We start from the raw sequence: 13,026 nt of genomic DNA, 5'->3' as shown, positions 1-13,026 counted from the left end.
CGTCGCCCTCGCACTTGCGGCGGGGCGGGTGTAGATGACGGGCGACAGGCGCGGTGTCAATGAGGCATCGCATCAGCGAAGGACCGGTTCATGGCGGCTGCGACCCAGCGCACAGGCTCGACGATCGACCCGGCCGAGGTCGCCCGCTTCGATGCGATCGCCCGCGACTGGTGGGACCCGAAAGGGCCCATGGCCGTCCTGCACAAGTTCAATCCTGTGCGGCTCGGCTTCGTCCGCGACGAGGCCTGCGCCCATTTCGGCCGCGATCCGAAGACGATGCGTTCCCTCGATGGCCTGAGCCTCGTCGATATCGGCTGCGGCGGCGGCGTGCTCTCCGAGCCGCTCGCGCGGCTGGGCGCCGAGGTCACCGGTCTCGATCCGGCCCCGACCAATATCGCGGTCGCGCGAGCCCATGCGGAAAAGAGCGGGCTTTCGATCGATTATCGCGAGGAGACGATCGAGGCTGTCGTCGAATCCGGCAAGCGCTTCGACATCGTGCTCGCGATGGAGGTCGTCGAGCATGTCGCCGATGTCGAGGCTTTCGTCGCCGCCTGCTGCGCGGCGGTGAAGCCGGACGGCCTGCTCATCATGGCGACGCTCAACCGCACGCTGAAATCCTATGCGCTGGCGATCGTCGGCGCCGAATACGTCCTGCGCTGGCTGCCGAAGGGCACGCATGACTGGGAGAAGTTCGTGACGCCGGTCGAGCTCGGCGGCGCCATTGAGGGCAACGGCTTTATGCTGGGCACGCAGACCGGCGTGGTCTTCAATCCGCTGACCGGCCGCTGGAGCGCTTCGCGCGACATGGACGTGAACTACATGCTCGCCGCCATCCGCAGCGGCGGGGCCTGACGCTCAATCATCTGGTCGGGCGAGCTTCTCGCTCGCGGCCGCGAGTCGCTGCAGCAGCTCGGCTGGAAAGAGTTCTGCCATGCGGGTCTGGGCATCTCGCCAGACCGGCAGTGCGCCCTGAAGGCGCCTGAGCCCTTTCTCCGTCAGCCAGACGGCGCGGCGGCGCAAATCCTTCTCCACCGAGGCGATCTCGACCAGCCCGTCGCGCTCCAGCCCCCTCAGATTGCGCGACAGCGTCGAGGGATCGAGCCCGGCCTGCTCCGCGAGCGCCGCCATGTGGTCGTCCTCATGCGTCGCGATCACCGCCATGAGCCCGAGCTGAGCGACGCTCAGGCCGCTGTCCTGCAACGCATTCTCATAGGCTTGCGTCATCCGCCGCGCGGCTTGCCGGATAGTCAATCCGGCGCAGCTGGCAGCCAGCATCCGTACTTCGTTCCGCAATCCGTGCTGTCCCTTCATGGCGAATCAGAGTTTACATGCAGATACAATAATTGCATATACATCTAATTGCTTTCCTGGGACCTGCCATGCCCATCGACATCCTCAGCCGCATCGGCGGCACCACGCTTCTGCCGCTGCGCCGGATCGTGCCGGAGAACGGCGCGCGCATCCTCCTGAAGATCGAAAGCGAGAACCCGACCGGCAGCATGAAGGACCGGATGGCTCTGGCGATGATCGAGGCGGCCGAGCGCGACGGGCGCCTGAAGCCGGGCGGCAGCGTCGTCGAATACACGGGGGGCAGCACCGGCGTTTCGCTCGCGCAGGTCTGCGCGGCGAAGGGCTACCGCCTGCACATCGTCACATCCGATGCCTTTGCCCGCGAGAAGCTGACCCATATGCGCCTGCTCGGCGCCGAATTGACGATCATTCCCAGCGAATCCGGGCGCATGACCGAGAAGCTGACCAAGGACATGATCGAGGCCGCCCGCGTCATCGCGGCCGAGACGGGCGCCTTCTGGACAGACCAGATGCGCAATACCGACCAGCTCGCGGCCTATGACCGGCTGGCGGACGAGATCTGGGCGCAGACTGGCGGCCGGATCGACGGCTTCGTCCAGAGCGTCGGCACGGCGGCGTCCCTGCGCGGGACCGGAGAGGCGCTGCTCCGGCGCGATCCGAAGATCGCCCTGATGGCGGTGGAGCCGGCCGAATCCGCCGTGCTCTCCGGCGGCCCGACCGGCGCGCACAAGATCGACGGGGTCGGTGCCGGCTATGTCGTGCCGCTCTGGCGGGCCGACCTCGTCGATGCCATCGAGCCGGTCTCGACGGCCGAGGCGACGGCGATGGTGCTGCGCCTGGCGCGGGAGGAGGGGCTGTTCGCGGGCACATCGACCGGCGGTAACGTCCTGGCGGCGCTACGACTGGCCGAGCGGCTCGGCGCCGGCGCGACCATCGTCACGCTGATGTGCGATACCGGGATGAAATACCTGAACGGCTTCGGCGCCCAACCCGCGCGTTGATTTTCACGGCCGGATGACGGCCATCGCGATCAGCAGCAGCAGGCCGGACCCCGTCGCGATCGCGGCGCGCAGGGCTTCGGCCGGAAAGCGCGTCGGGATGCCGTAGCGGTGCCAGAGCCAGGCGCCGGCGAAGGCGCCGACGAGCGTGATGCCGGTATTGAACATCACGCCGAAACCGGCCTCGTCGAGCAGGAGATCGGCCAGCCAGCCGATCAGAAGCGCGCTCAGCACGATCATCGTGAGAACGATCACCACGGACAGCATGGGCATATCGGGCAGGCCGATCATCTTCAGCAGACCGGGCATCGTTTCTCCTCGGTACGCCGCGCCGGACGCCAGCATCACAGCAAACGATGAAGAAAGCGCAAGTGGCGAAAGAAAGGGTGTTGCGCTGCGGCGTGATTCCTTAGGTTAATGGCGCAGCGCAGCATATGGTGCATGATCGGCGTCCCAATCCGCCGACGAACTCCGGGCTGGGCAACGACGAAAGAGAGCAGGGAGACGACCATGTCGAAGTCGCAGGCCGCCGTGAAGCCGCTCAAGGATCTCTATGAGCTCGACGAGTTGCCCCCGCTCGGCCATGTCCCGGAGAAGATGTACGCTTGGGCGATCCGGCGCGAGCGCCACGGGGCGCCGCAGGACTCGTTCCAGGTCGAGGTTGTGCCGACATGGTCGATCGGCGAGGAGGAGGTGCTGCTCCTCGTCATGGCCGGCGGCGTCAACTACAACGGCATCTGGGCCGGCCTCGGCCAGCCGATCTCGCCCTTCGACGTCCACAAGGCGCCGTTCCATGTCGCCGGCTCCGATGCCTCGGGCATCGTCTGGGCGGTCGGCTCCAAGGTGAAGCGTTGGAAGGTCGGCGACGAGGTCATCGTCCACTGCAACCAGGACGATGGCGACGATGAGGAGTGCAATGGCGGCGATCCGATGTTCTCGTCGACCCAGCGCATCTGGGGCTACGAGACGCCGGACGGCTCCTTCGCCCAGTTCTGCCGGGTGCAGTCGCGCCAGCTCATGCACAAGCCCAAGCACCTCGCCTGGGAGGAGGCGGCCTGCTACACGCTGACGCTGGCCACCGCCTATCGCATGCTCTTCGGCCACGCTCCCCACACCATCAAGCCCGGCGACAACGTCCTCGTCTGGGGCGCCTCGGGCGGCCTCGGCGTCTTCGGCGTGCAGCTCTGCGCGGCCTCCGGCGCCAACGCGATCGGCGTGATCTCGGACGAGACCAAGCGCGACTATGTGCTCGGCCTCGGCGCGAAGGGCGTGATCAACCGCAAGGATTTCAATTGCTGGGGCCAGATGCCCAAGGTCAATTCGCCCGAGTACAACGAGTGGACCAAGGAGGCCCGCAAGTTCGGCAAGGCGATCTGGGACATCACCGGCAAGAAGGATGTCGACATCGTCTTCGAGCATCCGGGCGAGGCGACCTTCCCGGTTTCCTGCCTTGTCGCCAAGCGCGGCGGCATGGTGGTGTTCTGCGCCGGCACGTCCGGCTTCAACATCACCTTCGACGCGCGCTATGTCTGGATGCGGCAGAAGCGCGTGCAGGGCTCGCATTTCGCACATCTCAAGCAGGCGAGCGCCGCCAATCAGTTCGTGATCGACCGGCGCGTCGACCCCTGCATGTCCGAGGTCTTCCCCTGGGACAAGATCCCGCTCGCCCACCAAAAGATGTGGAAGAACGAGCATGCGCCGGGCAACATGTCGGTGCTGGTCTACGCCCCGCGCACGGGCCTCAGGACCTATGAGGATGTCGCCGAGGCGCTGCCGGGCTGAGGCTTCGCGAACTGTCCTCGTTCGGACTGCCGTCATGCTCGCCCTTGTGGCGAGCATCCACGCCTTGAACACCGCATGGTATCGACGAAGACGTGGATGGTCGGAACAAGCCCGACCATGACGCGAATGGCGGGTTCGTCGAAGCCGGACTCTTTGCAGCGGGAAACACCTGGATAGAGGGGCTGCTCAGGCAGCTCGCCCGCCGGCATTCGCCGCTTCCATGCGGCGCAGGAAATCGTCGACCGAGGTCGCGAGCGAACCGGCCACCTCGGCCATGATTTCGGCGGCCTGCCGGGCCTTTCCGATCTCGGTCTTGGTCTCGCCGACGGCGCCGTAGGCCTGCTCGACGCGCTCGGTCGCCTGACGGCTGTGGTCCGCGGCGGAATCGATATTGCTCGACATGGCGGCGGTCGCGGTCCGCTGCTCCTCGACGGCGGCGACGATGGCATGTGTGACCTCGTGGACGTCGAGCACGGCCTGGCGGATCGCTTCGATCGAGCGCGTCACATTCGTGGCGGAAGCGCCGATCGCGCCGATCTTGGTGATGATCTCGTTGCTGGCATCGGTCGTCTGCGCCGCCAGACCCTTGACCTCGGCGGCGACGACGGAAAAGCCGCGCCCGGCCTCGCCGGCCCGCGCAGCCTCGATCGTCGCGTTCAGGGCGAGCAGGTTCGTCCGTCCGGCGATCGCCTGGATCATTTCGACGATGCCCGCTATGCCCTGCGTCAGTGCGGAGAGCTGCGCGATATCCGCCATCGCCGTCGCGCTGACCGAGACGGTATCGCTGATCACCGCGCCGGCGCGGTAGGTCCGCTCGCCGATCAACGTGATCGCGTCGTTGAGCTGGCCGGTGCTGGCGGCGATGGCGTCGATCTCTCCGGTGGCGCTCGCCGCGGCGATCCGCGCCGCGCCGGCCTGGCTCGCCGTCGTCTCGGCCGTGCCGGCCAGCGAGGCGGCACTGGCCGCGATGCCCTGCGTCTCGTGCCGGACGACGTCCTGGAAGCCCGCCATCGACTGCCGGAAGGCCGCGACGATCTCCAGCAGCTCGTGATGCCGGCGGCTCGTCTCGTCGCGCTCGGCGAGTGCATTTTGCTGGAGCTCGATGCGCTCGCGGCTGCTTTCGATCGCGGCATTGCGGCTGCGCACGGCTTCCGCCAGCGTCGCGCCATAGGCCGTAACGTGCCGGGTCATGAACACGAGGTACAGGGCAAGCAGCACCGCCACCGTGATCGCCGCGCCAGCGGAGAACGGGACGAAGGACAGAACCGCGGTCGCACCGAGCGTAACGCCGTAGATCAGCGCCGCGCGGGGCACGACGACGAAGCGCGTCATGCCGCTGGCGATCATGCCGGCGATGACGAAGCCGATGGCGATGTTCTCCCGCGGATCGGTCGTCGCGCCGGCAATCCAGGGCAGGGCGCCCCAGATCAACCCGAGTGCCGGCGCGCGCAGATGCACGATGCGCGTCGGCCAGGGCGAGCGTTCGTAGAGGCGGCTGCGCCAGGCGGCGATGTCGAGCCCCATCGACAGCGAGTAGGTCAGCGTCGCCGCCACCCAGCCGACCAGCACGGGAGCGCGATCGGGCCGCCACAGCATGGCCGCGACCGCCACCACGGCCGCGAAGTTCAGGATCGCGGATGCCAGGGCGTTCTGCGCGAAGGCGACGAAGCCTTCGTGCTCGCTGTTCAACAGCTCTGCGTCGGGAACGGGGGAGGGATGGGAAATATGCGGCATGGTCGGGCTTTTCGGTCGCCAGCGACATTGCGCGCGCGGCGTTGATGATTGGTTGACGATGCGGAAGTTGGCGCGTCGGATTTCGTTAAGGATTGTGACGGCTTCCCGCGCCTGGCCATTCTGCTGAGTAACTGATTGCAAAACGCAATCAGTTACTCTATGCAAGAGAACAGGTCAGGTTCGTGCAGGAGGCGCCCGTGCCGCTAACGCTCTACGCCCATCCGTTCTCGTCCTATTGTCAGAAAGTCCTGGTGGCGCTCTACGAGAACGCGACGCCCTTCATCTATCGCCAGCTCGGGCCGGAAGATCCCGCGGCCGGCGCCGAATGGGTGAAACTCTGGCCGATGAAGAAGATGCCGGTGCTCGTTGATGGCGAAATGCCCGTCTTCGAATCGAGCGTCATCATCGAGCATCTCGACCTGTTTCATCCGGGCGCGGTCCGGCTGGTGCCGGCCGACGCGAAGCAGGCGCTGGAGGTGCGGATGATGGACCGGATCTTCGACAACTACGTGATGACGCCGATGCAGGCGATCGTCTTCGACCAACTGCGCCCGGCCGACGACCGCGATCCCTTCGGCGTCGCCAGGGCGCGCGAGAAGCTGGACGATGCCTATCGCTGGCTCGATGGCGCGCTCGCCGGGCGGCACTGGGCCTGCGGCGAGGATTTCAGCCTGGCCGATTGCGCTGCGGCGCCCGCGCTGTTCTATGCCGACTGGGTTCACGAGATCGACGCCGCCTTCGGCAATCTCCGCGCCTATCGGGCTCGCCTGTTGGCGCGGCCCTCCTTCGCGCGCGCCGTCGACGAGGCGAGGCCGTTCCGCAAGCTGTTTCCGCCGGGCGCGCCCGATCGCGATTGAGGCAAGCATCGACGATGGGAGCATGGGGCGGGGGCGTCGGCGCTCTGTCGGGCGCGGCCGATCGGCGCTAGAGACGGCCGGAACATTTTCGAGCGAAGTGGACGCCGGTTCGCGTGAAGAAAATGCGATAAGACAAAGACCTTGAGCCATTCCGCCATTCGAATGGCGGAATGGCTCAAGGTCCGGCGGTTCCAGGTGCCCATGTCCTCGCCTCTCATCCTGCGCGCGATCCCGCTGCTCTTCACCTTCCTCTGGTCCACGGGCTGGGTTGTCGCCGGCTATTCGGCCCGCCATGCCGATGCCCTGACCTTCCTCGTCGTGCGCTTTTCGAGCGCCGCGGCGCTGCTGACGCTGATCGCGCTCGCGACCGGCGCTCCCTGGCCGCGCGACCGCCGCGCCATCATCGACGTGGCGATCACCGGCATCCTGCTGCACGGCATCTACCTCGCCGGCGTGTGGTGGGCGGTGCGCCACGGGCTGCCGGCCGGCATCTCCGGCCTGATCGCGGGCCTGCAACCGATCCTCACGGCGCTTTTCGCGCCGGCTCTGGTGGGCGAGCGCATTTCGGGCCTGCGCTGGCTCGGCATCATCTGCGGCTTCGTCGGGATCGCCTTGGTGCTGCAGCCGCAGCTCGCTGGCGTCGCGCCGGCGGCACTGTGGGGCATCGCCGTGCCGATGCTGATCAATATCGGCGGAATGGTCGCGGTCACCGCCGGCTCGTTCTACCAGAAGGCGCGCGTCGTCTCCGGCGACCTGCGCACGATCACCGCGATCCAGTATGTCGCGGCCGGGCTCGTCGTGCTGCCCTTCGCCGTCGCCTTCGAGCCGATGCGGATCGACTGGAACCTGACCATGCTGCTGGTGCTGGCCTGGTCGGTGGTCGTGCTCTCGATCGGCAGCATCTGGCTCTATCTGTTCATGCTCCGGCGCGGCGAGGTCTCGCGCATCGTCACCTTCCTCTATCTCGTCCCGGCGCTCGTCGCGGTCGAGGCCTGGCTGCTCTTCGGGGAGACGCTGACCCCGCTTCAGATCGGCGGCATGGCGGTGACGATCCTCGGCGTCGTGCTGGCCAGCAGAAAGTAGGCGCCTCCCCAAAAAGGAGGGTTTCGGTTTCGCGCGATCTCCCCTTATGCTGCGTCGCAACAAAGGGAGGGTCGAAGACCATGAACGCCAATACGGCCGCAAAGGCTGGGCATCGCGCGGATGCGGTTGAACTGATCTCGGCGGCGCTCCCGGGCCTGGAGACCCTGTTCAAGGACGCCGTTGCCGCAGTGCGGCAGAAGGTTCTCCTCGACGGCCGCATCTCGTCGGCCCGGCTGGAGGCCGAGCAGCACGCCGCCCATGGCCTGTCCTGGCTTGCGACCTATGTCACGGCCCTGCGCGAACTGGCCGCCTATGGCGAGCGCCTGCGCGCCGAGGACCGCTACGGCGCCGTCGAGGACTATGCGCTACGCATCGGCGCCGGCGAATACGCGGCCCAGATATTCGGCGGCATTCCGATGAGCCAGGGCGAGATCCTGCGCCTGCCGGCACTCGGCCTGTCGCAGAAGGCGGTCGCTGCCGCCTGCTCCGACGCCGTCGACGCGCTGATCACTGAGGGCAACACGCCGGAGAACCGCGCCCGCTTCGTCGCGCTCTTCAGTCAGGACCAGGGCGCGGCCAGCATCGGCGATACCGGCCTCGACGAGACGCTTGAGGCGATCCGCTCGGAGATGCGCCGCTTCTGCGCCGCCGAGGTGACGCCACACGCGCATGAATGGCATCTGGAGAACGAGTACATCCCGATGCCGGTGGTCGAGAAGATGGCCGAGCTCGGCGTCTTCGGGCTGACCATTCCCGAGGAGTTCGGCGGCATGGGCCTGTCGAAGGTCTCGATGTGCGTGGTCTCGGAGGAGCTCTCGCGCGGTTATATCGGCGTCGGCTCGCTCGGCACCCGCTCGGAGATCGCGGCCGAACTCATCCTCTGCGGCGGTACCGATGCGCAGAAGGAGCATTGGCTGCCGAAGATCGCTTCCGGCGAGGTCCTGCCGACCGCCGTCTTCACCGAGCCCAATACCGGCTCCGATCTCGCCTCGCTGCGGACCAAGGCGGTGAAGGAGGGCGAGGGGGCGGAAGCAGTCTGGAAGGTCCATGGCAACAAGACCTGGATCACCCATCCTGTCCGCGCCGACATCATGACGCTGCTGGTGCGCACGGATCCGTCCGAGCCCGGCTACAAGGGCCTCTCGATGCTGATCGCCGAGAAGCCGCGCGGCAGCGATGCCGATCCGTTTCCGGTCGAAGGGCTCACCGGCGGCGAGATCGAGGTGCTCGGCTATCGAGGCATGAAGGAATACGAGCTTGCCTTCGACGGTTTCGAGGTCAGGGCTGAAAACCTGCTCGGCGGCGTGCCCGGCCAGGGCTTCAAGCAACTCATGCAGACCTTCGAGGCGGCGCGCATCCAGACGGCGGCCCGCGCCATCGGGGTCGCGCAATCGGCTTTCGATCTCGGCTTGCGCTATGCGCAGGAGCGCATACAGTTCGGCAAGCCGCTGATCGCCTTCCCGCGCGTCGCCGACAAGCTTGCGATGATGGCGGCCGAGATCCTGATCGCCCGCCAGCTTACCTATTTCGCCGCTCGCGAGAAGGATGCCGACCGGCGCTGCGACCTTGAGGCCGGCATGGCCAAGCTGCTTGGCGCCCGCGTCGCCTGGGCTGCCGCCGACAACGCCCTGCAGATCCATGGCGGCAACGGCTTCGCGCTGGAATATCCGGTCAGCCGCGTGCTCTGTGACGCCCGCATCCTCAACATCTTCGAGGGCGCGGCCGAGATCCAGGCACAGGTCATCGCGCGCCGGCTGGTCGAGGGATAATGTTGGCCTCAGAGAGCTTTCCTGTGCGAGGCCGGCAACATGCGCCGCAACACGCCGTCCTGGCGGATGAAATGATGCCAGCATGCGGCGATAGCGTGCAGGCAGGCGAACGCTATCAGGGCATAGGCAGCCAATTCATGCCATGTGCGGATAGGTCGCGTGATGGAGCGGGGCTCCGCCGCCTGGAGCGGCGGTAAGGCGAACAGGCCGAAATCGAGGCCCTGCCCACGTCGGACGGCATACAATATGCCAAGGATGGGCACGATAAACATGACGATGTAGAGCGCGATATGGCCCGCGCGTGCCGCGAAACTCAGTATTGCCGAACCTTCCTCCGGAGCGGGGGCTCGATGTGTCAGGCGCCATCCGAGACGGACCAGCAGGAGGAGTAAAATCGCGGTGCCGATGATCTTGTGAATCTCGACGAGCGCATGATCCCAGCTCTTTGGAAAGAGATCGACGGTGAGCCCGAGGACGAAGGCGATCACGATCAGCGTGGCCATTCCCCAATGCAGTGATCGTGAGACCGCGTCGTAGGCGGCCGGTGCTATCGAACGGGCGGGAGTCGCGGTCATGGAAGCCTCGAAATTAGATTTATTCTAACCTAAGGGGGCGTGCGTGCGGTGCGAAAGTTAAATTTGAGTCATGATTGGGCTCCATGGGACGTTGCCGGCTGCGGCACGGCTGATCGCGGATCAACCGTGCCGCTCGACACTGGGTCGTGATAATTTCGACATCATCGGGCGCTTTGGCATCGCAACGGCCGCTTTGCCGTAGAATCTGCAGGAGTCATGATGTCGAACCTTTTCGCCCCCGCCCTGGCCGGAGCCGCCCTGATCGCCGCCGCGATGTTGCCGGTCGCCTCCGCCTCGGCTCAGGAGGATGCCGCCGGGCGTCCCAGCCCGCGCATCAGCGTGACCGGGGAAGGCGAGGTCAGCGTGGCGCCGGACATGGCGATCCTGAACCTCACCGTGCTGCGCGAGGCCGAGACGGCGCGCGCCGCGCTCTCCGCCAACAACGAGGCGATGAAGCAGGTGCTCGCCGCCCTGAAGGAGGCCGGCATCGCCGAGCGCGACCTCCAGACCTCGGGCCTCAGCATCCAGCCGCGCTATGCCCAGCCGGGCAAGGACCGCAGCAGCGAGCCGAAGATCGCGGGCTACAGCGTCAGCAACGCGCTGACCGTCCGGGTCCGCAATCTCGCCGATGCGGGTGGCATCCTCGACAAGGCGGTCGGGCTCGGCGTCAACCAGGGCGGCGGCATCGCCTTCGTCAAGGACGACATGAAGCCGATCCTGACCGAGGCGCGCAAGCGCGCAGTCGCCGATGCGGTGGCACGGGCCAAGACTTTGGCCGAGGCGGCCGATGTCAAGCTCGGCAAGATTCTCTCGATCGAGGAACAGTCGATCATGCCGCGTCCGATGCCTTATGGCGGGGCCGTGCGCATGGCCGCCAGCGAGGCCGCCGTGCCGCTGGCCAGCGGCGAGAACAGCTATCGGACGCAGGTCAGCGTGATCTTCGAGATCGCGCCGTAAAGGCCTGCCTTCAAGCGCGCCCGGCCTGTTCCGGGCGCAGCTTTCCGCCTGCCGCGACGGGCAGGCTGGTGATGATGACGCCGCAGAGCACCCACAGGCCGGGCAGCAGCAGCTCGGTCGGCGGCAGTTCCGCCAGCGCGAGATAGGCCGCGAGCGTGATCAGAGGCACGCGCAGGGTATCGGCGCTGCAGAGCTGCAGGGCCGTGCCATGACGGGACGCATTGGCGAGCACAGCCTGCGAGACGAAACCGCCGACGATCAACGCGAGCACGGCGCCGCCGATCACCGCGAGCTCCGGCAGCGCGAAGGCCAGTCGGTAGGGCTGCGGCGGCGGCGACCATTGTTCCGGCACGAAGAACCAGAGTAGCAGATAGAGCGGCAGCTGGATCGCGTGCATCAGCAGCACGATGGAGAGCGTGCTGCGCTGCGCCGCCAGCCGCGCCAGCATCAGGTTGGTGGTGGTCAGCATCGCGACCGCGCCGATCGCGATGGCGAGGTCGCGGTTGGGGACGGCGTCGAGCCGGAATACCAGGAGCCCGATCCCGGTCGCGAGCACGGCCAGCCCGACCGTTGCCGCGATGCCGGGGCGGCGGCGCAGCACGAGAAAGAGCAACACGGCAGCGAAAAGCGGGCCCGAGAATTCGATGGTGGTGACGAGCGCGAGCGGCAGATGCGCCAGGCTCCAGATCAGCGCGAGCGAACCGGCCAGATGCAGGACGCTGCGCAGGATATCGTCGCGCAGCCTCGGGGGCAGGACGTGGCGGCGTTGCGCGGCACCGCCCGCCCAGACGGCGGAAGCCGCGATGGCGAGGCTGCCGACCGAGCGCAGGAGGCCGATCTCGATGACGGTGAGATAGCCGGCGAGAAGGCGGATGGAGAGGGCGATCGCGAGATAGGACGCGAGATAGGCGCTCATCCACCCGAGGAAGGCCGGAAAGTCTCGGCCTGCCCCGTCCAGGGAATGCCCAGCAGCATCCGCTCCAGAATGGCCATTCGCATCGGCACGGAAAGCTGGACCTGGCGGAAATAGCCTGCGTTCGGGAGGCTGTCGCATGAGGTGTCGAGCTCCGAGAAGCGCGGAAGCGGGTTGAGGATCAACGTATCGGAACGGGCGTCGAGGACCTTGCGGGCGGTCAGGGTAAAGGGCTCGCTCTCTTTTTCCTTGTCGACGGCCTCGTTGCCGAGGGAGGCGTGGGCGAATTTGCTCATGTCCTGCATCTGGATGCTGAGCACGTCATGGTCGAGCGTATGGCGGATGTCGTGGACCATGCCGACCTGCGTGCCGAGATCGGCGAGCATGGTCATCGCCTCGCGCATCGCCGGGTTGATCGGCACGTCGGGCAGGCAGCACAGCGTGAAGCGCTTCGGCGGCGAGAGGCTCAGCATCTTCACGAAAGAGATCGCGAAGCGCGCCCGCGAATCGCTCGAGAGCGCGATGCTGAGAGTCTCGATCGCGCCGCGCATCTGCCGGATCGCGAAGATGTCGACCAGCGCCTGGGTCGGGTGTTCGTCGGCGCCGTTGCCGGCATTGATCACCGGCAGATAGCTCAGCCGCCCGACGCGATAGGGCATGTCCTCCATATGCGAGCGTACGATCAGCAGGTCGCTGTAGAGTTCGACCGTGTGGATATGGTCCTCGATCGATTCGCCGGTCGCCGTGCCCATGCGGCTGCGGTCGGTGTCATAGGCATCGATCGACTGGTGCCCCAGCCGCGCCGCCGCCGTTTGGAAGCCGAGGCGGGTACGCGTGCTGCGCTGGTCGAACAGCGTGGCGATCACCTTAGGCCGGCGGCGCGGGGACGGCGGCTGGTCGGGCAGGGGCAGGCCGGCTTTTTCCAGCTCCTCCTCGTGCAGATGCCGTTCGGCGCGCTCGATGATGTCGTCGAGGTCGAAACGCGAGACGGCATCGGCGCTCAGCAGATCCTTCCCGCTCGGATAGTTCGGGCGTTGCATCAGCAGC

General features: G+C 66.8%; 13 protein-coding genes. 7 read left to right on the top strand and 6 right to left on the bottom strand.

Features of this window, described 5'->3' with window-relative positions:
* Nucleotides 1-90 precede the first annotated feature (90 nt).
* Nucleotides 91-852, top strand: coding sequence for a bifunctional 2-polyprenyl-6-hydroxyphenol methylase/3-demethylubiquinol 3-O-methyltransferase UbiG (gene ubiG / locus OCUBac02_RS16370; RefSeq protein ID WP_173047088.1), 762 nt, complete (start codon nucleotides 91-93; stop codon nucleotides 850-852).
* Nucleotides 853-855: 3 nt separating this feature from the next.
* Here the strand turns inward: ubiG and OCUBac02_RS16365 are convergent, their stop codons facing one another.
* A complete protein-coding gene (locus OCUBac02_RS16365) occupies nucleotides 856-1,275 on the bottom strand; it encodes a MarR family winged helix-turn-helix transcriptional regulator (RefSeq protein WP_173047086.1) in 420 nt (139 codons plus the stop codon).
* Between the two features lie 104 nt (nucleotides 1,276-1,379).
* On the opposite strand from OCUBac02_RS16365, the gene OCUBac02_RS16360 reads away from it, so the two are divergent.
* Entirely contained in the window at nucleotides 1,380-2,312 is a 933-nt protein-coding gene (locus OCUBac02_RS16360) for a PLP-dependent cysteine synthase family protein (protein ID WP_173047084.1), read from the top strand.
* A 3-nt stretch (nucleotides 2,313-2,315) separates the two neighbouring features.
* Here OCUBac02_RS16360 and OCUBac02_RS16355 read toward each other — a convergent pair whose 3' ends face one another.
* Nucleotides 2,316-2,618, bottom strand: coding sequence for a hypothetical protein (locus OCUBac02_RS16355; protein WP_047582414.1), 303 nt, complete (start codon nucleotides 2,616-2,618; stop codon nucleotides 2,316-2,318).
* A gap of 201 nt (nucleotides 2,619-2,819) precedes the next feature.
* Between OCUBac02_RS16355 and ccrA the strand changes: the two genes are divergently transcribed.
* Nucleotides 2,820-4,091: a crotonyl-CoA carboxylase/reductase gene (gene ccrA / locus OCUBac02_RS16350; RefSeq protein WP_047582416.1), complete on the top strand. Its 1,272-nt coding sequence runs from the start codon at nucleotides 2,820-2,822 to the stop codon at nucleotides 4,089-4,091.
* A 186-nt stretch (nucleotides 4,092-4,277) separates the two neighbouring features.
* Here ccrA and OCUBac02_RS16345 read toward each other — a convergent pair whose 3' ends face one another.
* On the bottom strand, nucleotides 4,278-5,825 hold the full coding sequence (locus OCUBac02_RS16345) for a methyl-accepting chemotaxis protein (protein WP_173047082.1): 1,548 nt from the start codon (nucleotides 5,823-5,825) through the stop codon (nucleotides 4,278-4,280).
* Between the two features lie 197 nt (nucleotides 5,826-6,022).
* Here OCUBac02_RS16345 and OCUBac02_RS16340 point away from each other — a divergent pair, with 197 nt between their 5' ends.
* The 3 genes from OCUBac02_RS16340 to OCUBac02_RS16330 all read left to right on the top strand — a co-directional run bounded on the left by OCUBac02_RS16340 (nucleotide 6,023) and on the right by OCUBac02_RS16330 (nucleotide 9,534).
* Nucleotides 6,023-6,682: a glutathione S-transferase family protein gene (locus tag OCUBac02_RS16340; RefSeq protein WP_173047080.1), complete on the top strand. Its 660-nt coding sequence runs from the start codon at nucleotides 6,023-6,025 to the stop codon at nucleotides 6,680-6,682.
* A 201-nt stretch (nucleotides 6,683-6,883) separates the two neighbouring features.
* A complete protein-coding gene (locus OCUBac02_RS16335; RefSeq protein WP_173047078.1) occupies nucleotides 6,884-7,765 on the top strand; it encodes a DMT family transporter in 882 nt (293 codons plus the stop codon).
* 80 nt (nucleotides 7,766-7,845) lie between these two features.
* Nucleotides 7,846-9,534, top strand: a complete 1,689-nt coding sequence (locus OCUBac02_RS16330; protein WP_173047076.1) for an acyl-CoA dehydrogenase family protein — start codon at nucleotides 7,846-7,848, stop codon at nucleotides 9,532-9,534.
* A gap of 8 nt (nucleotides 9,535-9,542) precedes the next feature.
* Here OCUBac02_RS16330 and OCUBac02_RS16325 read toward each other — a convergent pair whose 3' ends face one another.
* Complete coding sequence (locus tag OCUBac02_RS16325; protein ID WP_280528821.1) at nucleotides 9,543-10,109, bottom strand: cytochrome b; 567 nt, start codon at nucleotides 10,107-10,109, stop codon at nucleotides 9,543-9,545.
* Nucleotides 10,110-10,328: 219 nt separating this feature from the next.
* On the opposite strand from OCUBac02_RS16325, the gene OCUBac02_RS16320 reads away from it, so the two are divergent.
* The gene (locus OCUBac02_RS16320) at nucleotides 10,329-11,066 is read left to right on the top strand and encodes an SIMPL domain-containing protein (protein ID WP_173047073.1); all 738 of its coding nucleotides are present in this window, start codon (nucleotides 10,329-10,331) and stop codon (nucleotides 11,064-11,066) included.
* Nucleotides 11,067-11,076: 10 nt separating this feature from the next.
* Here OCUBac02_RS16320 and OCUBac02_RS16315 read toward each other — a convergent pair whose 3' ends face one another.
* Nucleotides 11,077-11,982, bottom strand: coding sequence for a hypothetical protein (locus tag OCUBac02_RS16315; RefSeq protein ID WP_173047071.1), 906 nt, complete (start codon nucleotides 11,980-11,982; stop codon nucleotides 11,077-11,079).
* The gene (locus OCUBac02_RS16310) at nucleotides 11,979-13,019 is read right to left on the bottom strand and encodes an aspartate carbamoyltransferase (RefSeq protein WP_173047069.1); all 1,041 of its coding nucleotides are present in this window, start codon (nucleotides 13,017-13,019) and stop codon (nucleotides 11,979-11,981) included. Before OCUBac02_RS16310 ends, OCUBac02_RS16315 begins: the two co-directional genes overlap by 4 nt.
* Nucleotides 13,020-13,026: the final 7 nt, after the last annotated feature.

Origin of the sequence: Bosea sp. ANAM02 (assembly GCF_011764485.1) — a bacterium.
Classification (GTDB): domain Bacteria; phylum Pseudomonadota; class Alphaproteobacteria; order Rhizobiales; family Beijerinckiaceae; genus Allobosea.
The sequence above is the reverse complement of the archived record's forward strand: the minus strand, read 5'-3'. Positions and strand labels throughout refer to the sequence as shown.